The organism is Ruegeria sp. Alg231-54 (assembly GCF_900143525.1).
Classification (GTDB): Bacteria; Pseudomonadota; Alphaproteobacteria; order Rhodobacterales; family Rhodobacteraceae; genus Ruegeria.
This window is the reverse complement of sequence record NZ_FREZ01000003.1, coordinates 162,531-182,776: the sequence shown is the minus strand read 5'-3', so window position 1 is coordinate 182,776 and position 20,246 is coordinate 162,531. Positions and strand designations below refer to the sequence as shown.

At 56.4% G+C, this 20,246-nt stretch carries 15 protein-coding genes; 10 read left to right on the top strand and 5 right to left on the bottom strand.

Translation table 11 applies throughout. The features are described from left to right. The first annotated feature begins 3 nt into the window (after positions 1-3). The 10 genes from DHN12_RS07685 (at position 4) to DHN12_RS07640 (ending at position 13,355) form a co-directional block, all read left to right on the top strand. Entirely contained in the window at positions 4-1,722 is a 1,719-nt protein-coding gene (locus DHN12_RS07685; RefSeq protein WP_108859667.1) for a dynamin family protein, read from the top strand. Positions 1,723-1,754: 32 nt separating this feature from the next. Next, a complete protein-coding gene (locus DHN12_RS07680; protein WP_058276616.1) occupies positions 1,755-2,156 on the top strand; it encodes a hypothetical protein in 402 nt (133 codons plus the stop codon). Positions 2,157-2,179: 23 nt separating this feature from the next. After that, the gene (locus DHN12_RS07675) at positions 2,180-3,040 is read left to right on the top strand and encodes a hypothetical protein (protein WP_108859666.1); all 861 of its coding nucleotides are present in this window, start codon (positions 2,180-2,182) and stop codon (positions 3,038-3,040) included. A 66-nt stretch (positions 3,041-3,106) separates the two neighbouring features. Continuing rightward, the gene (locus DHN12_RS07670; RefSeq protein ID WP_108859665.1) at positions 3,107-5,149 is read left to right on the top strand and encodes a dynamin family protein; all 2,043 of its coding nucleotides are present in this window, start codon (positions 3,107-3,109) and stop codon (positions 5,147-5,149) included. Then, on the top strand, positions 5,146-6,432 hold the full coding sequence (locus DHN12_RS07665) for a dynamin family protein (protein WP_108859664.1): 1,287 nt from the start codon (positions 5,146-5,148) through the stop codon (positions 6,430-6,432). Before DHN12_RS07670 ends, DHN12_RS07665 begins: the two co-directional genes overlap by 4 nt. A gap of 338 nt (positions 6,433-6,770) precedes the next feature. Next, positions 6,771-8,933, top strand: coding sequence for a serine/threonine-protein kinase (locus DHN12_RS07660; protein WP_108859663.1), 2,163 nt, complete (start codon positions 6,771-6,773; stop codon positions 8,931-8,933). Between the two features lie 206 nt (positions 8,934-9,139). Beyond that, positions 9,140-10,129 (top strand): FHA domain-containing protein, encoded by a 990-nt coding sequence (locus tag DHN12_RS07655; RefSeq protein WP_108859662.1) that lies wholly within the window; start codon positions 9,140-9,142, stop codon positions 10,127-10,129. Between the two features lie 3 nt (positions 10,130-10,132). Next, positions 10,133-10,918 carry a PP2C family serine/threonine-protein phosphatase gene (locus DHN12_RS07650; protein WP_108859661.1) on the top strand — a complete coding sequence of 262 codons (786 nt, stop codon included), beginning with the start codon at positions 10,133-10,135 and terminating at the stop codon, positions 10,916-10,918. Between the two features lie 22 nt (positions 10,919-10,940). After that, a complete protein-coding gene (locus DHN12_RS07645; RefSeq protein ID WP_108859660.1) occupies positions 10,941-12,203 on the top strand; it encodes a transporter substrate-binding domain-containing protein in 1,263 nt (420 codons plus the stop codon). 45 nt (positions 12,204-12,248) lie between these two features. Continuing rightward, positions 12,249-13,355 carry a transporter substrate-binding domain-containing protein gene (locus DHN12_RS07640; protein ID WP_108859659.1) on the top strand — a complete coding sequence of 369 codons (1,107 nt, stop codon included), beginning with the start codon at positions 12,249-12,251 and terminating at the stop codon, positions 13,353-13,355. Between the two features lie 276 nt (positions 13,356-13,631). Here the strand turns inward: DHN12_RS07640 and DHN12_RS07635 are convergent, their stop codons facing one another. The 5 genes from DHN12_RS07635 to DHN12_RS07615 all read right to left on the bottom strand — a co-directional run bounded on the left by DHN12_RS07635 (position 13,632) and on the right by DHN12_RS07615 (position 20,216). Beyond that, complete coding sequence (locus DHN12_RS07635) at positions 13,632-15,845, bottom strand: NADP-dependent isocitrate dehydrogenase (RefSeq protein WP_108859658.1); 2,214 nt, start codon at positions 15,843-15,845, stop codon at positions 13,632-13,634. Positions 15,846-16,063: 218 nt separating this feature from the next. Continuing rightward, positions 16,064-17,089 (bottom strand): proline racemase family protein, encoded by a 1,026-nt coding sequence (locus DHN12_RS07630; protein WP_108859657.1) that lies wholly within the window; start codon positions 17,087-17,089, stop codon positions 16,064-16,066. Between the two features lie 9 nt (positions 17,090-17,098). Then, complete coding sequence (locus tag DHN12_RS07625; RefSeq protein WP_108859656.1) at positions 17,099-18,337, bottom strand: FAD-binding oxidoreductase; 1,239 nt, start codon at positions 18,335-18,337, stop codon at positions 17,099-17,101. Continuing rightward, a complete protein-coding gene (locus tag DHN12_RS07620) occupies positions 18,334-19,266 on the bottom strand; it encodes a proline racemase family protein (protein WP_108859655.1) in 933 nt (310 codons plus the stop codon). Before DHN12_RS07620 ends, DHN12_RS07625 begins: the two co-directional genes overlap by 4 nt. Then, the gene (locus tag DHN12_RS07615; protein WP_108859654.1) at positions 19,257-20,216 is read right to left on the bottom strand and encodes a dihydrodipicolinate synthase family protein; all 960 of its coding nucleotides are present in this window, start codon (positions 20,214-20,216) and stop codon (positions 19,257-19,259) included. The genes DHN12_RS07620 and DHN12_RS07615 overlap by 10 nt, the downstream gene beginning before the upstream one ends. Between the last annotated feature and the right edge of the window lie 30 nt (positions 20,217-20,246).

The window sequence follows — 20,246 nt, the reverse complement described above, 5'->3', positions numbered from 1 at the left end:
GATATGGCAAAAGACTCACAAACCCGTTTCGTCTCGCCCAAGGCATGGGAACGCATTGAGCAGTGGTCCCGCCGCAAGCCGATCTTTGCGCTTATGGGAGAGTTCAGCGCCGGCAAATCCACGCTGATCAACTTTCTGCTTCGGTCGCACACGCTGCCGACTCAGGTGACTGCCACGCAGTTGCCGCCCGTCTGGTTCAGCTGGGGCAAGAAATCTGCGTATGTGCAGCGCCATGACGGCACACGCGAAAACATCGAATTGGATGCCTTGGAGTCTGTCGGCGTCAACGACGCCCAATTCGTGCGTATTTTCCTTGAGTCCGACATTCTCGAGGCGGTCGATCTGATCGATACGCCCGGCATCTCGGACCCCAAGATTTCAACTGATGTCTGGCGTCGCGCCGTGGGTCAGGCCAATGGGGTGCTGTGGTGCACACACTCTACCCAGGCCTGGCGCGAGACCGAACGGGCGACATGGGTCGCGCTGCCGGAGCGGTTGCAACACAACTCGCTGTTGTTGGTCACCCGCGCGGATACACTGGGCGCGAAGGACCGCCAGAAGGTGTTGCGCCGGGTCAACCGCGAGGCAGGGCATCTGTTCAATCGGTCGATTTTGTTCTCGGCCCGCGATGCGATTACCGCACGTGACAAGAGCGGTGATGCCGAACTGTGGGGACGCAGTGGCGGCGGCAAGATGGTGGACAGCTTTCTTGAGATCACCGAACAGATCATGGACAACCGGGCAGACATGCTGGCGCGTTACCAGATCGACAACAGCCTTGCTCATATGCCCAGTGTGCAACCTGTCCGTCCACGCAAACCCGCCGAGAGCGCAGAGCAGCCTGCCCCGCTAAAGCTGGTCGATCCCGTTCAGGGCGAAATTCTGCAGGACGAAGTCGTAACGAGCTTTCCGGTCCGTCCTGCCCGGGTCGAGGCACGCTCAGGCGATACTGAACGCGCACCCCGCATTGACGCAGACGAGGCCGAACGGTTGCGGGCTGAAATGACCGCGATCTCGGAAGAGACCACTCCTGAAACCGATCAGGATGAATTGCGCTCTTTTTTCCGGGAAACGCCCAGTCAGCCTCTGAATTTGGCCGATGTTGCCGAGATCCCTTCGGAAGAAAACGCGTTTCTTGAACTGGATGACGAGGATTTCGACGAAGAAGAGACCTTGGAACTGGAAGCCGAGGGTGAAGGCGAGGCTAATCAGTCTGACACCGCCTCCGATGGTCAGGATCACCTGTTGGCGTCGATCGAGGATAAGCTGGCTGACGCAGCTGAAGATACTGTATCCGAAAACCCCGAAGCAGACGCACAATGCGCTGACACATCTGTGTCGTCAATCGTTGCATTGCTCGCCGAGCAATCGGATGGTGCAGCCGATGAGTTCGAACTGGAACCCGAATCCAACGGCCTGATCGAAACACAGGTCGTGCCTATGTCAAACGGAACGTCCGAGACAGGGCCCGAGGCTGAATCCTTAGAGAAATTGCTGAATGCGGACGCCGGATCAACACTCAGCGCATCGGCGATGTGGTGCGAGATCACCGCTGGTGAGGATCTTCCCGAAGACCCGGAAGGCCTGAAAAAGGTTTTTGTGGCCTTCCTGGAAGAGTTCGACAAGATCGCCGCTGAACACGGCGCTCGCGACGCGAAAAAAGACGTTTCAACGCTTCCGAAAGCCGGGAACAAGGGCGGGGCTGAATGGCATGTTTTATAACGTGAAACCAAGGTAGAAGGACGGGAAGCCCGATGTCTATCGAAGCCGCACTGAAATCTGCGATGGAAACGATACCCGACTGCGTCGCAGCCGGGTATATCGACATGGAAACAGGGATGTTATTGGGGACCAGTGTCCGCGATCAAGAGGACGCCGAAGTGCTGGACAGTCTCGCGCTTGCAGTGGCGAACCTGTTTCAGGGCGGCGGCGTGGGTGCTTTTGAAGCATTGCTGCGGAAATCGGGTAATGCTGATACCGAAAATCCGGGATTTGGGGAAATCGCGGTGTTTTCAAAGGATCGGTTGAACATTTTCTTGCGGACGCAGGCCTATCCGGATCATGTGGTCTGCTACATCTGTCGCAACAGCGCGAATGTAGGGTTGGCACTGACAAAATCGCATCTCAGTCTGGGGCCCGTCGCGGCCGCAGTTTAGACGGGACCAGAGGGGGTCACGGCATGATGGATACAAACATACTCGATTTGCTCGAGGACATTGGGCGATCATCGGTCGCGCGGCTGGAACCAGCCGTCGCGCTTGCTGGTGACACTGCGCTTGAGCGTCGCGAAAAGGTATTGCAGTCCATCCGTGGCACTGTTTTGCCGCGTCGGTTGGAGTTTACGGCTGCCAATGGCGATTGTCTCGCGATCGAGGTCAACAGCTCTCGGGTTACTGATGTCTTTCGTGTCCGGTCCGGCGTTGCGCCTGATTTTGAAACCGAAGAGCGCGATACGCTGGCGGGTCAATTGGCGCAGCTGGTAACCGATATTGCCGTCGCGCCTGCACCGCTCAGCCTGATATCTCTGCGGCCGGACGCCACGCTGGAAGCGGACGATGTCGGAATCACTTTTAGCGAAATCGCTAGTGCTTGCACGATGATCGCAATGCCAGCTGAACCCGTCATAGCGGTCGTTCCGGACACTGCCGAGCCCGCAAATGACGCGGCACCAACAGACGATGCCAGCGATTTGGCCAACCAGTTCTATCTCGGCAGCCAGCGTTTGGCTGTTGGTCGCATCCAGGTCAAAGCTGAAGGCGGGGAAATGGTTCAGTCTGACGGCGATTGTAGTGAAGGTCAGCCATTACATGCAGATGAAACTTTGCTGGCGCAGTTCGCACGTGACCTGTCGGGCTGGGATGATGACGCTGCCGCCGCGCTGGATCATCCGCAACTGATCGTCATGCGTCCGTCCGGCGGTAAAGGTTCTGGTTTGGCCGTCCTGAATGACGGCAAGGAATTCTCCATGGTCGTTCACGAGGCGCGCAAGCTAGGCGCCATTGTGAATCTGTGGACATCTCTGACGGAGCGTTCCGAATGAGCGCGCCCGTAATATTCAATTTTTCGACTAATTCAATCTGTGATTGCAAGTACCCAGGGTAACAGTATGAGTGAAAATAACCGTCGTGAGTTAATTCGAATCGCCGAAGACATGAACGGGGTCAGCAACGACGAGACCCGCCAGTTTATTTCACGCATTGTAGGCGATCTATCAAATCTGAAACCGTCAATTGCATTTGTCGGGCAGATCAAGGCTGGCAAGTCCCGCCTTATCAACGGGTTTACGGGGCAGGCCGAATACCTGCCCTCGGATGTTAATCCGTGGACGACCGTGATCACCGATATGCATTTCGGTCACCCCTCGGGTCGAACCCAAGGGGCCGAATTTCATTTCTTCGATAACCGTCAGTGGCAAGCTCTGATCGCCGAGGGCGAAGAGCTGCGCAACATGTTCCCCGATGACGAGGACAGCTATAAGCGCGAGATGATTGAAGAGCAGGTCGACGCGATGAAAACCCGCGCCCAACTGCGATTGGGCGACAGCTATGAGCAGTTGCTGGGTCAGCATCACGATCTGGAGCAGCTGAACTCGGACGATCTGGCCCGTTATGTTTGTGCGGGTGACGATCCGACCGACAGCGAAGAATACGACCCCGGTTCAGATCGGGGACTGTACAGTGACATCACGCGCAAGGCCGAGGTCTACTTTGACATTGGCCATTTTCCGTTCCCGCTGACGGTCACGGACACGCCGGGCGTCAACGACCCGCTGCTGATCCGCGAGGAAATCTCGCGCCAATACCTCAAGGAATCCGATTTCTTTGTTGTTGTATTGTCCGCGCATCAGGCCTTGTCGCGGGCGGACTTGAAGCTGTTCCGCCTGATGCAGGCGTTGGAACTGGGACAGATTGTTGTTTTCATCAACCGTGTGGACGAGTTGGGTGGTGGGGCCGAGGATGCCGGAAAAGTCAGAGCCGACGTTTTGGATGGCCTGGAAAAAGCCCTGGGCAATTCGGACATTGATGTCCTGATGGGTAGTGCCCAATGGGCCCACTATGCCTTGACCGGTGACGATACCGGCGTGAACCACGATCATGTTCTGGCTTGGCTGCGCGCCCATCCTGAGCAGATGAAGCAATATCTGGACGGAGTAGAAGAGATAAAACAGGGCCCCGGCCCAATCAGCCGTGAGGGCGTTTTGCGCTTTGCCGCAATGATCGCCTCTGGTCTGCCCGATCTGCGCCGCCACGTTACGCACGCCTTGACCCAAGGGCCCCGTGACGAACAGCTCAAGATGGCCTGGCAGCACCTTAACAGTTTTGCGCAAGGTGAGCTGGAACGGTCCAAGGCCCATCTGCGCGTAATTGACGACGAAAACTCCGCCGACGTGACCGACGGCGACGAAAACGACAAAACATTGGCCGAGCTGCGCGCGCTGGTTTCGCAAAAAACCACACAGATTATTGACGATATGGATGATGTGTTGGCCAATCTTCGCGGCGTCATGGATGACACTGTATCCGAAGCCGTCTCCGCCGTTGTCCGCGGACCGAATGGCGATTCCCCTTTGTTGGCCAAGGGAGGTGACACTGAATTGAACTTTTCACCGCTGCGGGATCGCATGCGCGAGCTGGTTCAGGGTGCAACACAGGTGGTGCGGCAGCGAATGCTCAGCGAACTTTACGCCGTCGACATGAACAGCAATGCCGCGCTTCGCGCCCTGCCCGGCTGGCAGGACCCGGCCGATAGCCGGATGAACACCAGTGCAGTTCGATGGTTCCGTCCTGATACCACGGCACTTACCCGGGGCATCACCGTGGAATTGCGCGTCAGCTGGTTGTCCCGGCTGATTTCGCGCAAAAGTGTGGTCGCTCGGGCCGAGCGGATGATCGTTCAGGAATTCGAAATGATCGGGGACGATCTGGTGGACACGGCGCGCGCCGATCTGCTTGAGCGTCTGAACACCGTTCTTGACCATTATCTGGCATTGTTGGCTGGACATCTTGAACAACGGGTCGGAACCGGCCAAACCAATGTTCGTGCAGAAGCACAGGCAGCATTCGATCAGGCGCAACGTGTCGCAGATGATCTGGATGCGGTATTCGGCGGCAATAGCGCCGACAAGAAATTAGCAGAGGCTGCGGAATGATTGAATTTCCCGGAACCGAACAGGAAGTACGCAAGCTTGAACGCTTCCTGACCGCCACCGAAAACCTGCCATCAGAGGCCGGTCTGGACAAGATGCGCGAGCGCGCCTTGTTCCATGCCGAACGGCTTTCGAATGCGGTCAATATCGGTTTTGCCGGGGAATTCGGGGCCGGGAAATCCAGCCTCGCAAACATGCTAGCCGGGGCGGACATTCTGCCCACGGGTCCGCAGCATCTGAAACTGCCATTGGTCATCGTGGCCTATGCGGACGCACCGGAAACCACGGTTGGCTGGTGGGACAAAGAGCCCAAAGTCTATTCCGGCATTGCGCTGGAAAAAGCCGCGGCTGATAACCCTGATTTTATCTCGGTTGGGTTGAATACCCCTGCCCTGCAAGAGATCTCATTATTCGATCTGCCGGGAACCGGCGCACTGGATGACACCTACAAGTCCACTCTGGACCTATTATCCTATGTCGATTGTGCCATCTGGTGCACGAACGGAACCAATGCCTGGCGTGAGACTGAGCGCCACCTGTGGGCACAAGTTCCGCAAGAGTTGCGCTCGAACAGTTTGCTGGCCGTAACCCACGCGGATCTCCCCCCGGTTCGGGACGCGCTGGACCGTGTTCTGCACCGGTTGGAAAAAGAAAAAGGTAAATTCTTCCGGTCTGTCGTGCCCATTGGCACACCGGTCGCCGTCAAGGCTATGGCGCAAGAACCCGAGCCTGATTTTGATTTGTGGGAGACCTGTGGCGGTCAAAATCTGGCCGAACAGGTCCTGCAAGTCGCATCTGAGCGGCGTTTGAAGGATTTGGAAGCTGCCCAAAATGACATCGAGCAGGAGTTTCTTCCGTTTCTGGCCAGCCTGAACATCGCAGAAGCTGAACCAGCGCAGGTCGAAGCCCCCTCAATTCATGCGACGCTGGAATCCGCCCTTCCCCCGCTTGAAAACCCGATCCTTGAAGACTGGCTGGCGGCAATTGCTAGCATCTATGACGACTTGCGCGAGACATCGGATATTGAACCCGCCGCGTTCCTGAACAGCTGTCAGGAAATCGTCGAAGATTTTGCAGAGCGTCTGGAGCAAGGCGGCGAAATCGCCACTGAAGCCGACTGGATTCCCGGTGAGTTTGAAAAGGCCACTGATCTTCTTTTGCTGCTGCAATTCGAAAGCGGTGACGCGCCACTGAAGGACGCGATCAGCATCCTCGCCCAGCTCAGCGACAACCTCGCCTGGGCCGGCAGCCGCGTCGATTCAGTTCAGGCAAAAACCGGAACTTGACGCCTACCCGTTTTAATTGAGCCGCAATGCAGCGATTCGAAGCCCTCAGAATCGCGCGCTTATTGTTTCGGATTTAGTGACCAATCCGCAAAAAACAGGCACTCAGTCCGCAAGTATTGCCGCTAGAAAATCTACATTTAGATTTTCTCATGGGAAAGAACACGATATATAGATTTTCTTTGCGCTGGGTTCTTAGTGAAGCCATCGGGCGGCCCCAATAAAGTCAAATTTGAAACGTCTAACGTACATGAGTGTCCTGCGGTTGTGTTTGGTTGTGAGTTCGCGGGCTGAAAGCCCAGTTAAGTAAGCCGCAAAACGATTAGAACGGGCGGAAAGAAATGAGCCACAACCAGGCCGTCGGCGCGACGCACGACGAACCGAAAATTGAAGGTCTTCAACCAGGCGCCAAGCTGCTGCGCGGGCAGTACGAGATCCTGCGCTTTATCAGCAATGGCGGATTTGGGATCACCTATCTTGCGCGGGACAGTCTGGAACGCGAAGTTGTGATCAAAGAGTGCTATCCCGGTGCCCTTTGCCGTCGTAACGGCGATATGGTTGAACCGGTCGAGCCGGACTACAAGGACGATCTGCGCGCAATCATCGACTTGTTTATCCTCGAAGCACGCAATCACGCTCGCTTGGTACACCCCAATATCGTCGATGTTCATCAGGTGTTCGAAGACAACGAGACCGCTTATATCGCGATGGATTTTATCCGTGGCTGCGATCTGCTGGACTATGTTGAAGATTCCAAAAACAAAGCTGGTCCGGACTTTATCGTTCAGATCACTGAAAAAATGCTGTCGGCGGTGTCTTTCATCCACCAAAGCGGCATGCTGCACCGCGATATTTCGCCCGACAACATCCTGATCGACGAAAATGGTGATCCGGTGCTGATCGACTTTGGCGCCGCGCGCGAACAGGCTGCGCACCAGTCCGCCGCGCTGATGACCCTGCGGGTTATCAAGGATGGTTATTCGCCGCATGAGTTTTATGTACGCGGTGCGGAACAAGGGCCAAGCAGTGACCTCTATGTTCTTGCGGCGACCCTGTATCACGCCATCAGCGGCGAACGTCCGATCGACGGTCAGACCCGCCTGAACGCATTCAACAACGGTCAGACGGACCCCTACACACCGCTGGCGGGGCGTTTCGAAGGTTACCCCGACGGGTTCCTGGAAGCCATTGACAAGGCAATGGAAGTTCACGCAACGGATCGCCTTCAGACTGCATTAGATTGGCTACGCATGTTCCGCGGCCCCGGCGTTATGTTCGACAGCTTTGACTATCGGCCGGTGTCGGTGATCGTGGCAATGGACCAAAAAGACGAAGAAGAAGAGAAAGCCAGGATCAAGGCTGAAAGCGAAAACGCCGAAGCCGTTGTCACCGCATTGCTTGCCGGAAACACTGACATTGCCCTGGGCAATGAGGACAAGAACGACGACGGGCTCGCCACGTTCACAGCGAAGGATGAAGTTCCGGTCGCGGTGGATACCGTGGTCAAAAGCGGATCCAATGGCGCAGGCAAAATTGTTGCGGGTGTGGCCGTGGTCGCCGCTTTGGCGGCAGGCGGGTTCTTTCTGATGTCCGGAGAGGAAACTCCGGTCAAGGATACCGCATCGACGCAAGCGCCCGTAGTAACGGAAACGGTGGAGGAAACCGCCGCAGTCGAAACATCCGAGCAGGACCCGGTCGAACAAGTGACCGCAGCCGAAGTGGAGCCGGCATCAGAACCAATTGAGACCACGCAGGCCGAGGTCGCATCCACTCCAGAGCCTGTCGAGCAGGCGCAAGAAGATCCGGTTGTCACGGAGCAGGAAGAAGCTGCGGCGACGGAAACGGCTGAAGCCGCGACCGTCGAGCCGACGCCGCCTGTTCCGGCGGAACCGGTAAATCTGGCAGAACAACAGATCGCATTCTCTCACTGGGACGTAGACATCCCGTTTCAGACATCACGCCGCCGGGCTTCGACCGGCAACGTGATTGCGATAACTGGTGTTGACCAGGATATGGACGCGTCAATTGTGGGTGAGTGGGTCACGCGCGGCGCCACGATCTTCACTCTGAACGGCAAGCCAGTGCAGGCAGATACGACTTTTGCTGCTCAGGTGTTGAACGATCTGAATGTGGACCCGGACGGCTACATCCGCGTTTCTGCCCGCTATCGCACATTGGGTGAAACCCGCCCTCAGAACGGATTGTTGGCACTGCCCGCAATGCGCGTGATCGGCTTGGAAAATGGCTACGTTTTCACAATTCAGAACAAAGACGGTGCGGGTTGGACAACAGTTCTAAGCTCGGTTCCGCCAGAGGCATCAGGCAGCTTGCAGGAAGGGGATGTCCTGGTCTCAGAGACAATTTCTGGCACTGGCATTGATGGCTCGGACAGCCTTGATGTTTTGTTGGCCAAACTCGTTTCCGAAGACCAGCCGCAGGCCCGTTTCAGCGTTTTGCGCAATGGCGTCGAGACGGATGCTGACATGCCATTAGCGCAGGAGTGATCTGACCGGTTCGTATGTGATCTGCCAGTATGTATTTGCTGAGGGTAGCGCCAAATTCGGCACCCCTGACGGGAACCGGCCCGTCGCGGAAATAGAAAGTGACCTTGTTGTCACAAATATCCGTGCCGTTGTGCAACCGCGCACAGAGGTAAGAAGCAGCCCCATAGGACCATTGTCCTGTGCCAAGGAATAAAGGTGTCGACACCATGTTCAAATACAAAAGCCCTCTTAGCCGGCTTCTCGAAGGTGCCGGCAAACCGAAAGAGAACGAAGCCGAAGAAGCGGTAGCGCCAGAGCCGGAAAAGGCCGAACCAATCGCCGATTTCAATGCCCTGCGCGAAGCGCTGGCAGGCGGCAATATGTCCTCGGACAGCTACGAAGAAGCCGATGAGTTGGTGCCCGAAGAGAAAATGCCGGAATTCTCTGAGGAAGACGTAGCAGATGCAACTGAGGCTGAAGATGAAGTCGTCGTCGCTGAAGTTATCGCAGAAGTTCAGAACGTGGCAGACGAAGTAACCGCGCTCGAAGAAGAAACCGTGTTGACGCTGCACTCGGCAATTGAGGAAGAAGTCGAAGAGGTTGTCGAACACGAGGTACTTGAAGTCGAGGAACCCGAGCCGGAACAGATCATCGAGGTAGTCTCTGACGAACCCGCCGCAGAACCGGTGCCAGAAGCACCGGTCGCCGAAGAACCACTGGCTGAAGTTGCCCCGGTTCCGCAGCCCGCGGCTGCCGAAGATCGTCGTGGTCGCGTCAAGACAACCTTCCTGGGTTTCGAACGCGCCGACACGCATGTGCAGGACCTCATCGAGACAGCGGAACCTGCAGCCAAGACAGACAATGCCGAACAGTCTTTCCCGGTTGGTTGGCTGGTCATCACTGGTGGTCCGGGCCGGGGTGCGAGCGTAACGCTGACCGAGGGCTTGATGCAGATTGGCCGCAACGACGATCAGGCCATTCAGCTCGACTTTGGAGACACTGGTATTTCCCGCAGCAACCATGCGGTGATTGCTTATGACCCCGAGGACCGCAAATGTTATCTGGGACACGGCGGCAAGGCCAACCTGGTGCGTCTGAACGGCAAGCCGGTTCTCAGCACCGTCCCACTGTCCAGCGGGGATCTGATCCGCATCAGCGAAACATCAGTCCGCTTTGCCGCCTTCTGTGACGACGGCTTTGACTGGCGGGATTCCTAATAGATGCTGGCGACACCGGCATATGATATTGCGCTGATCCTGGACAAGGGCCAGCGTGACACGCAGGAGGACGCGGTTGCTTCGCGCATGTTCGATGCGACGAATGCAAGCTATGTCGTCGTCGCTGACGGCATGGGCGGGCATGCGGCAGGTGAAGTCGCCTCGGACCTTGTGATCCAGGCCTGGCGTGACGCGTTAGATGCCGAGCTTGAAGGTTCAACGACACCCGAGTCCGCTTTGATCGACGCGTTGCCCCTTGCGGCAATGCAAGCCAATGCATCCATTGCCGGTTATTCCGAGGAACAAGGTACTGGATTCAACATGGGCTCAACCATGTTGGGCACTTTGTTGTTGGGCCAGCGGCTGTTCTGGATTTCGATCGGCGACAGCCCGCTTTACCTGTTCCGGGACGGAGAGCTGTCGCAGATCAACGAAGATCACTCGATGGCACCTATGATTGATGCGCAATTGGCCGAAGGGACTTTGACCGAGGCCGAAGCCCTGGCGCATCCTGACCGCAATCAACTGACTTCGGTCATCATGGGTGCGGCAATTCCAAAGGTCGATTGCCCGGAAACCCCGCTGGGCCTGACACCTTCGGATGTTTTGGTTCTGGGAAGCGACGGCCTCCAATATCTCAGCAACGCTGAAATTCAGTCCATTCTTCAATCCAATGCCCGCGGGCTTGCACAAGACATAGCCGGGGCGCTGCAGGCCGCGCTGAACGCTAAGGGCGACCCAGATCAGGACAACATCTCAATCGGTGTTGTCAAACTTACAAAAAACTAAACAAGGCAAAGCAACAGGACCCATGAGAAACCATCTGATCATATCAAGCCTGGCACTTGCTGCCGCTGCGGGTACCGCCTCGGCACAACAGGCATGCTCAACCTACGAAATTCAACGAGGCGACAGCCTGCGCGAGTTATCCATCGAAGTTTATTCGACCGAAGACTTTCGTATCATTTACGATGCAAACCGGGACGTGATCGGAAACAATCCGAACATCATTCGGGTAGGCGACGTTCTGACCATGCCTTGTTTGGAAGAGATCGGGCGCGCACCGACCGCGCCGCAGACTGAAGCCGAAGCCATGGCCGCCGAAATGGCAGCCGAGCTGGTCAAGGCCGCCGAGAATCGCGCGGCGAAAGCCATCGCAGAGGCGGAAGCCCGTGTTGCCGAAGCCGAAGCCGAAGCCAAAAAGGCAAGCGAAGATGCGGTGATCGCTGCAAAATCGGCTGCCAAGGATGAGATCGAATCCGCGCGGGCAGAAGCCGCAGCGCTGATCCGTAACGCAGACGCCGGCGAACGCCCCGAAATCCGCGACCGTCAGTTGTTGCTTATCACTGGCGGTAATTATGCGCCTTTCACCGACGAGGCCCTGCCCAATCGCGGGCTCTACACCTACCTTGTCGAAACAGCGATGCTGCGCGCCGCGCCCGAACAGTCCTATAAGATCCAGTTCGTCAACGACTGGCCGTCGCATCTGGATCTTCTGATGCCGACACTCGCTTTCGATGCCACCTTCCCCTGGTCGCGTCCAAACTGTGAAGAGGCCGAGACGCTTTCTGAAAAAGACCGCGCGCGGTGCGATACATACAACTTTTCTAACCCGTTCTATGAAGTTGTCGACACGTTCTTTGCCCGCGAGGGCTCGGGCTATGAGCAAACATTGACCTACGCGGACTTCGCCGGTACAACAATCTGTCGTCCCGAAGGTTGGTCGCTGTCGCACATGGACGCGGTCGGACTGTACCCACCGGCGATCTCGCTAATGCGCCCGGTTTCACCCGATGATTGCTTTCACGCGCTTATGAACGGGACAGCCGATATCGTCGCGATCGAAGCTCATCTGGCCTTCGAAGCAATCGGACGGCTGGGGTACGAACACCGTATTGTAGAAAACCCCAATCTGGCGGCGATCAAGTCGCTTAACGTCATGACCCATAAAGATAATCCGGATGGGGAAGCGATCCTTGAGACGCTCAATCAGGGTTTGAACATCATGCAGCAATCCGGAGAGTGGCGAGACATCGTTTCAACCGCTCTGCGTCATCAAATGGAAAATGGCTAAGGCCCCATGTGGCCTAACTAAAAGAAAAGTCTGGAGGAAGTGGACATGTTTGAATTGAACCTAAAGAAAGTTGTACTGTCGGCCACCGCCGTCACCGCTCTGAGCGCCGGTGCCGCCGCTGCGCAAGAAGCTTGTACCAATTATACAGTTGCGGACGGCGACACGATGGCGACGATTGCGATCGCGGCATACGGCACGTCGAACTATCAGCCGATCTTTAACGCGAACCGTAACATCATCACCAACCCAAACGCACTTGAGCCAGGCCTGGTTCTGGCCTTGCCCTGTGAGGATGGTAGCCTGCCGAACGGTCAGTCCGCGCAGGAACTGATCGCAGCGGAAGAGCAACGCGCGGCAAGCGTCAAGCGTTCGAATGTCTATGCCCCGCCGATCAAAATGGTTGCGGGTAACGGCTGGGAACCCTTTACCAGTGAAGCACTGGGCGGCGGCGGCATCATGACCCGTCTGGCTACGACCAGTCTTCAACGTGCCGGCAACAGCCGCGACTACTCGGTCAGTTTTGTCGATGACTGGAGCTCGCATCTGGACACATTGTTGCCGCTTGGCGCGTTCGATATTTCGATCGCATGGACCGTTCCGGATTGTACGAACCGCACATACGAATGGTCGTCAGAAACCGAAGCGCGTTGTACGCAATTTGTGGCTTCTGTCCCTGTATACGACATCGTAGGCGGCTTCTTCACATTGCCGGAAAGCGACTACGCCAGCGCGACCAAATTCGAGGACTTCGTAGGTTCTACCATTTGCCGCATGTCAGGCTGGAGCATGGTTGTTCTGGAAGAAGTCGGATTGAACCGCGAAAACACAACTGTGGTCCAACCCAACTCGGCCCGCGAATGTCTTGATGCTGTTTTGACCGGCACGGCGGATGTCGCCGCGTTTGAGGTCGATCTGTTCGCTTCGACCATGAACGACATGGGACTGACTTCGTCTGATCTGGTTGAAAACCCATATGTTTCGACCTTGTCCTCGATGAGCTTCCTTGCGCACCGAACCAACCCGTTTGCTCGCGAATATATCGCGATGATGAACAAGGGCCTGAACGAAATGCGTGAGTCGGGCGAATGGTACGCGATTATCTCGGACACCCTTCGCGAACAAAATGAAAAGCTGAACGCAGCATCTAACTGATCATTCGACTTTTAGCACGAATTGGGCCGGTCATTTGACCGGCCCTTTTTCGTTTAAAACAGGCGGTTTAGCTACAGGTTGCACCCAAATTCCCAAAAGTACGGGAATCCCCTAATTTCCAAAACTCGTGGATTAGTTAACGTGAATTCAACTACACCGGTGAGGCTTCGGCCTGACCACTCACTCAAAAAAGGGCCGACTTTGGGGGTCGGCCCTTTTTTCTATTGATCTCATCAATCCGAAAATACCCACGCCGCAAAACGTGGGTACTGTTTATCAGCCGATGATCGCGTTCAGTGTCGCGCTGGGGCGCATTACTGCTGCGGTCTTGGCAGGATCGGTGTGGTAATATCCACCGAGATCCGCGGCAGCACCCTGAGCGGTCGCCAGCTCAGACAGTATCTGATCTTCTTTATCCGCCAGCTCTTTTGCAATCGGCGCAAATTCTGCTGACAATTCAGCATCACCCGATTGCGCGGCCAGAGCCTCAGCCCAATAGCGTGCGAACCAATAGTGGCTGTCACGGTTATCTGGCTGCCCAACTTTACGGCTGGGCGATTTATTGTTGTCCAGGATGCCTTGCGTGGCCGCTTCGGCCGCGGCACCCAGAACACCCGCTTTGGCGTTGCCATTATTGTCGGCTAGGAAGTTCAGCGATTCACCCAAGGCACAGAACTCACCCATCGAGTCCCAGCGCAGGTGGTTTTCCTCAACCAATTGCTGCACGTGTTTTGGAGCGGACCCACCCGCACCAGTTTCGAACAGACCGCCGCCATTCATCAGCTTAACAATCGACAGCATTTTTGCCGATGTGCCCAGTTCAAGGATCGGGAACAGGTCAGTCAGGTAGTCGCGCAACACGTTGCCCGTGATAGCGATGCTGTCCTTGCCTGCCGTGATGGTTTCCAACGACTGGCGGGTCGCCTCGCGCGGAGCCATGATCAGGAACTTGTCGACCACACCAGCCGCCTCAAGCGCTGGTTTGACGTATTTGATCAGTTCCGCATCGTGGGCGCGGTTTGCGTCCAACCAGAAGATCGCTTCGGACCCGGTCAAACGCTGACGGTCCATGGCCAACTGGATCCAGTTTTCGATCGGAGCCTTCTTCACAGTGCAGGCACGCCAAATGTCGCCCTTTTCAACGTCATGCGAATGCAGCGTCTCGCCATTGGCCAAAACGATACGGATGGTGCCGTCGGCCGGCGCTTGGAACGTCGTCGGGTGCGAACCGTATTCTTCCGCTTTTTGCGCCATCAGGCCGACGTTGGCGACAGCACCGACAGTTGCAGGGTTCAGCGCGCCATTGGCTTTGAAAAAGTTGATGCTCTCATCATAAACCGATGCATAGCAGCGGTCGGGGATCACACAATTGGTGTCGCCCTTGGCACCAGCCTCGTTCCAGCCTTTTCCGCCTGCCCGGATTATGGCGGGCATCGAGGCATCGATGATCACGTCTGACGGCACGTGCAGGTTGGTAATACCTTTGTCACTGTCGACCATATACATGGACGGGCGATCACCTTTGATCGCTTCGATGGCAGCCACTATATCGGCATTGCCCTGAACACGTTCCAGTAAATCGCCCAAGCCGGAATTCGGGTTCACACCTAAAGCGTCGAGTTCAGCACCAAATTTTTCGAATACCGGGGCCAGCCAGGCTTTGACCGCAAAGCCAAAGATGATTGGGTCCGAGACCTTCATCATCGTGGCTTTCATGTGCAGCGAGAACATCGTGCCGTCTTTCTTGGTGTCCTCAATCGCATCTGTCAGGAAGGATGACAGTGCCTTGACGGACATGAAAGTGGCGTCTGCAACTGTGCCCTCAGCCAGAGGCCAGGCGTCTTTCAGGACAGTGACGCTGCCGTCTTTGCCAACAAATTCGATCTTGGCATCACCGGCCTGAGCGGCGGTAATGGTGGCGGACTTCTCGTTGGCATAGAAATCATTGCCAGACATCGACGACACTTTGGTTTTGCTGTCCGACGCCCATTCCCCCATCGAATGCGGGTTCTTCTGAGCATAATTCTTCACCGCACGCGCCGCGCGACGATCCGAGTTACCTTCGCGCAGAACCGGGTTCACGGCCGAGCCTTTGATCGTGTCATAACGCGCGCGGATTGCTTTTTCCTCATCGGTCGATGGCTCTTCGGGGTAGCTCGGGATGTCGTAGCCTTGTGACTGTAGCTCTTCAACGGCTGCCACAAGTTGCGGAACCGATGCCGAGATGTTTGGCAGTTTGATAACGTTGGCGTCCGGCGTTTTCACCAGTTCGCCCAATGCGGCCAAATCGTCGGTGATGCGCTGTGCATCAGTTAGTTTTTCTGGGAAGGTCGAGAGAATACGACCTGCCAATGAAATATCCTTGGTGCCAACACTGACACCCGCTGCCGAGGCAAACTTGCGAATGATGGGCAGGAACGAGGCGCTGGCCAGTTCGGGCGCTTCGTCTACAATGGTATACAATATGTCGAAGTTTGAGTTATCTGCCATATTCTTTTACCTTTTTAAGCCTTTCGGGGCGTGCGATCCAAGAGTGTGCCACAAACGGGTGACTAAGGATGGGCGTGTTTAACCTACCGCCCAACAGTGACTCTGCGTTGACTGGGCCTCCCATAAATCACGATTGGCTTGGGATCAATCGTCTTGTGGCCGCGCATATTGACACGGGGCACACAAAAGCCCTCGTTTCTTGAAGTAGTGCTGAAAAACTAAGCGCCCCAAGTGTCTCGGACACGGTAGCCATCCGGCCACGGGTCGTCATGATCAAGCATGTGCTGATGGGTTCCGGTGATCCAGCCGCGCCCGCTGATTTCTGGTATGATAGCGGGTTGGGCGCCAACCTGCGTTTCCTGAACAATTCGCCCGGTAAAGCGCGAGTCGATGATCGAGACGGCCTCGAAGGTTTGCCCTACGGCCATCTGCCCTTTGGCCGCCATTAGCGCCATGCGCGCAGATACCGCTGTGCCAGTGGGCGAGCGATCCACCTTTCCGGGCTGGATCGCAACGGCAGATTTACCGCGCCAACCAGTCGGGGTCTTTTCAAGCGGGCCACAAAAAGCGCAAAAGGAAATGTGGGTCCAATCCGGGTTCTCGGGATGCGAGAACCCCAATTGGGCATTGGCGGCATTCGTAATTGTAACGCCGGTACGGGCGATTTCACGCGCTTCGTCTTGGGTTATGTCAAACCCCAGCTTAGCGGCATCTACAACCACGAAACTGTCGCCTCCAAAAGCCGTATCAACAGTCAGCGTGCCAAAACCCGGAACCTCTAACGGGACAGAGAGCTTACCTGCAAAACTGGGGAGGTTCTGCACGTGGATCCGTTCTGCCTTACCGCCCCGGCATTCAGCGCGCACGCGAACCAGGCCTCCGGGCGCTTCAAGCGTCAGAATTGTCTCGGGTTCTTGCATCGAGATGATCCCGCTATCCAACAATACCGTGGCAACACAGATCGAGTTTGAACCGGACATGGGCGGAGTGTCCTCGGGTTCCATAATGATAAAGGCGGCGTCAGCATCGGGATGTTTGGGCGGAACCAGAAGATTGACATGACGAAACACGCCGCCTCGCGGTTCATTCAGCACAAAATTCCTAAGCGTCTGATCGTTGGCAATATGCGTCCGTTGCTCCCAGATCGTGTCACCGGGCGGCGGCGAGACGCCGCCAACGATGACGTCGCCGACCTCGCCTTCGGCATGGGCCGACACGACATGAATGGTCTTAATGCTGCGCATATCCCCTCCTTAAAATCGGGTGGCGGCGTAAGGCGATAATGATATTGGTGGGTCTTGCCCATCGACCAGCGCCCCGACGAGTTCCGCAGTTCCCGCAGATTGGGTCAGGCCCAAATGCCCGTGCCCGAATGCGTAAACGACATCCGCCGATTTACGAGACGGGCCGATCACCGGAATGCTGTCCGGCAACGATGGACGATACCCCATCCATTGCGTGCCACCTTCGGTTTTTAGTCCAGGCAGGAACGCCGCCGCCTTTTCCAACAAAATATCGGCGCGCTTGTAGTTTGGCGGTAAGGTTAACCCGCCCAGTTCGACCGCCCCTCCGACGCGCACGCCGCCATTTATTTTGCTGGCAACAAAGCCGTGGCGCGAGAATGTTAGGTGCATACGCAAATCAAATGCGCCTTCCGGCAAAGTCGTATTGTATCCACGCTCGGTTTCCAGTGGAATGCGATCGCCCAATGTTTGCACGATGTGATGAGACCAAGCACCTGCGGCAACCACCACCTTGCTCGATTCGATTGTTCCGTCCGCGCATGCGACCCGCACACCATTTTCCTGCGGTGACAGGGTTCGGATATCTTTCCGTTCAATCCGACCGCCGCGACCCTGAAAGACCTCAGCAAGGTGTTCGACCCATCGTTTTGGATCAACAGTGTTCAGCCAGTTCGGCGTAAATCCGGCATGGGTGAACCGAGGGCTGAGTCCCGGCTGCATCTCGGCAATTGCGGCCGGGCTTTCAAGCAGTTCAAATTCGATCCCGTGTTCGCGCCGCAATTTCCATGTCGGCAAACTGGCGCGATATTCAGCCTCGCTTTCATACAACTGCATCTGCCCATCGCGTTGCAGCAAGTGCTCGCCATCGACGGTAGATATCAGTTGATCAAGCGCAGTTTTGGAAAACGCCATCAAACTGGCTTGTGCACCAAGCAAGTTTTCATAGCGGTCCGGTCGGCTGGCGCGCCAAAACCGGTACATCCACGGCGCAATTTTCAAGGCGTAGGCCGGCGGGATAGATAGTGGGCCCAACGGATCCAACAACCACTTCGGTGCTTTGCGCATGATGCCGGGCGTGGCCAGTGGTTCGACCTCAGAAAAGGCAAACGCCCCGGCGTTACCGGCTGATGTTTCAGCCGCGATGCCCTTGCGATCCAAGACAAGCACGGAATGGCCCCGTCGTTGCAGTTCGAGCGCGGTCGTAATCCCAATTACTCCGGCGCCGATGACAACGACTTGTAAGGTCATGTTTCGATCCCGGCTCTGAAAGGATCGTTATCGTTGAACAACAACGTCGCTTCGGCCATGACGAATGCTTGTCCGGTGATCGAGGGGATAACACCCCCGTTTAGCCCGGGCTGGTAGGACAGCCGATAGGAACTGCCAATCACGCTTTGCTGGATGATCTCCTGACTCGGCGCTAAGCGCCCGTCCGCCGCCAGACAGGCCAGTCGGGCCGAGCTGCCCGTTCCGCACGGTGAGCGGTCATAATTGTCATCGGGGCACAGAACGAAATTGCGACTGTGAACTGACGGATCTGGTGAATCATCTTGAAAGATAACGTGGTCAATTGGTTCGCCTTTTTCGCCGCCAACCCCGCGCGTGATCGAAGCCTCTCGGATGGCGACCGTCATATCCGTCAGTTGGCGAATATTGGCAGGCTCGACCGGGATCGGGCTGGGGTCAACGATGAAGAACCAGTTGCCGCCATATGCAACGTCGCCTGTGACATGGCCATAGCCCGCGACATCCAGGGTAATGTCCTGATGAACCCTGCGGCTTTCAATGTTGGTCACGGTAACGGTGTTTGCATCGTGCAACTTGACCGTCACCACACCAGCGGGCGTTTCGATCCGGTGTTGGCCCACGTCGATTCGTCCCAAATGAGCCAATGTGACCGCCAGACCGATGGTTCCGTGCCCGCACATGCCCAAAACGGCATCTACATCGAAATAGATCACACCAGTCACGCATGTCGGATCAATCGGCTCGACCAGTAACGCAGCGACCATGGCTGGCTGGCCGCGCGGCTCTAACATGACAGAGCGATAGAACGCCTCATGCTCAATAGCCAGCCGCTGTGCTCGTTCCGACAACGGCCCAGAGCCCAAATCGGGCGCGCCATCCAGAATGACACGCGTCGGCTCGCCGCCTGTGTGACTGTCGATCACGTGCATTCAGCGATCACCCCACCCTGTTTCGACCAATCGGCATACCAAGTCTGGAAAAGACCATATTGCTGTTCGCAATAGTTACGTTGTGCATCCGTCAACTCATCCGTCTCATTAAAGTGCAATCGGTATTCCTGTTCCCCGTTCAGAACCAACAAGTGCTTGTAATACAGCACCAGATCCGGGCCTTCGTCAAAGCTGGAAAGCACCTGAATCGCTTCGGTCAGTTCCAGCGCGCGCCGGCGGGCCTCAGCATGGCCTTGCGCCGCTTTTTTGGACAAAGCAGCCAGCAACAGCGCTTCGCGCGGCAAGGCTGTGCCAATCCCGGTGATCGACCCGGTTGCGCCGCAGTTTACGAAACCGTGGTAAACCTCAGTATCAACACCCACCATCAGGGTTACCTGATCATCCTGACTGGTAATGTTCTCGGCCGCATATCGCAGGTCGTCTTTGCCACCAAATTCCTTGAAGCCTATCAGGTTTGAATGTTCTGCGCGCAGAGCAAAGAACAGGTCGGCGCGTGTAGCAAAGCCATAATACGGACTGTTGTAGATGATCGCCGGAACATCGGGGGCGGCTGACAAGATCGCTTTGAAGTGGTTCCTCTGCGCGGCAGGTGAACTGCCGCGGGACAGAACGCGTGGAATGACCATCAGCCCAACGGCGCCTACCTTTTGTGCATGGGCCGCATGGGCCACCGCGGATTTGGTATTGATGGCTCCGGTCCCGACCACAACGGGCAAACCCGCGTCGACCAAACGCTCGACACCTTCCATCCGCTGTGCATCGGTCAACAAGGGCCAATCCCCCATCGAACCGCAGTAGACCACCGCGGACATACCCGCCTCGATCATCTGCTTTCCTTTGTACACCAACGCATCAAAGTCAGGCGTCCGGTCGGGTTTGCATGGTGTCATCAGAGCGGGCATCGTGCCGGTGAACACATTGGTCGACATTGGTAAATTCCTCGATGGCTGGGCGGTTAC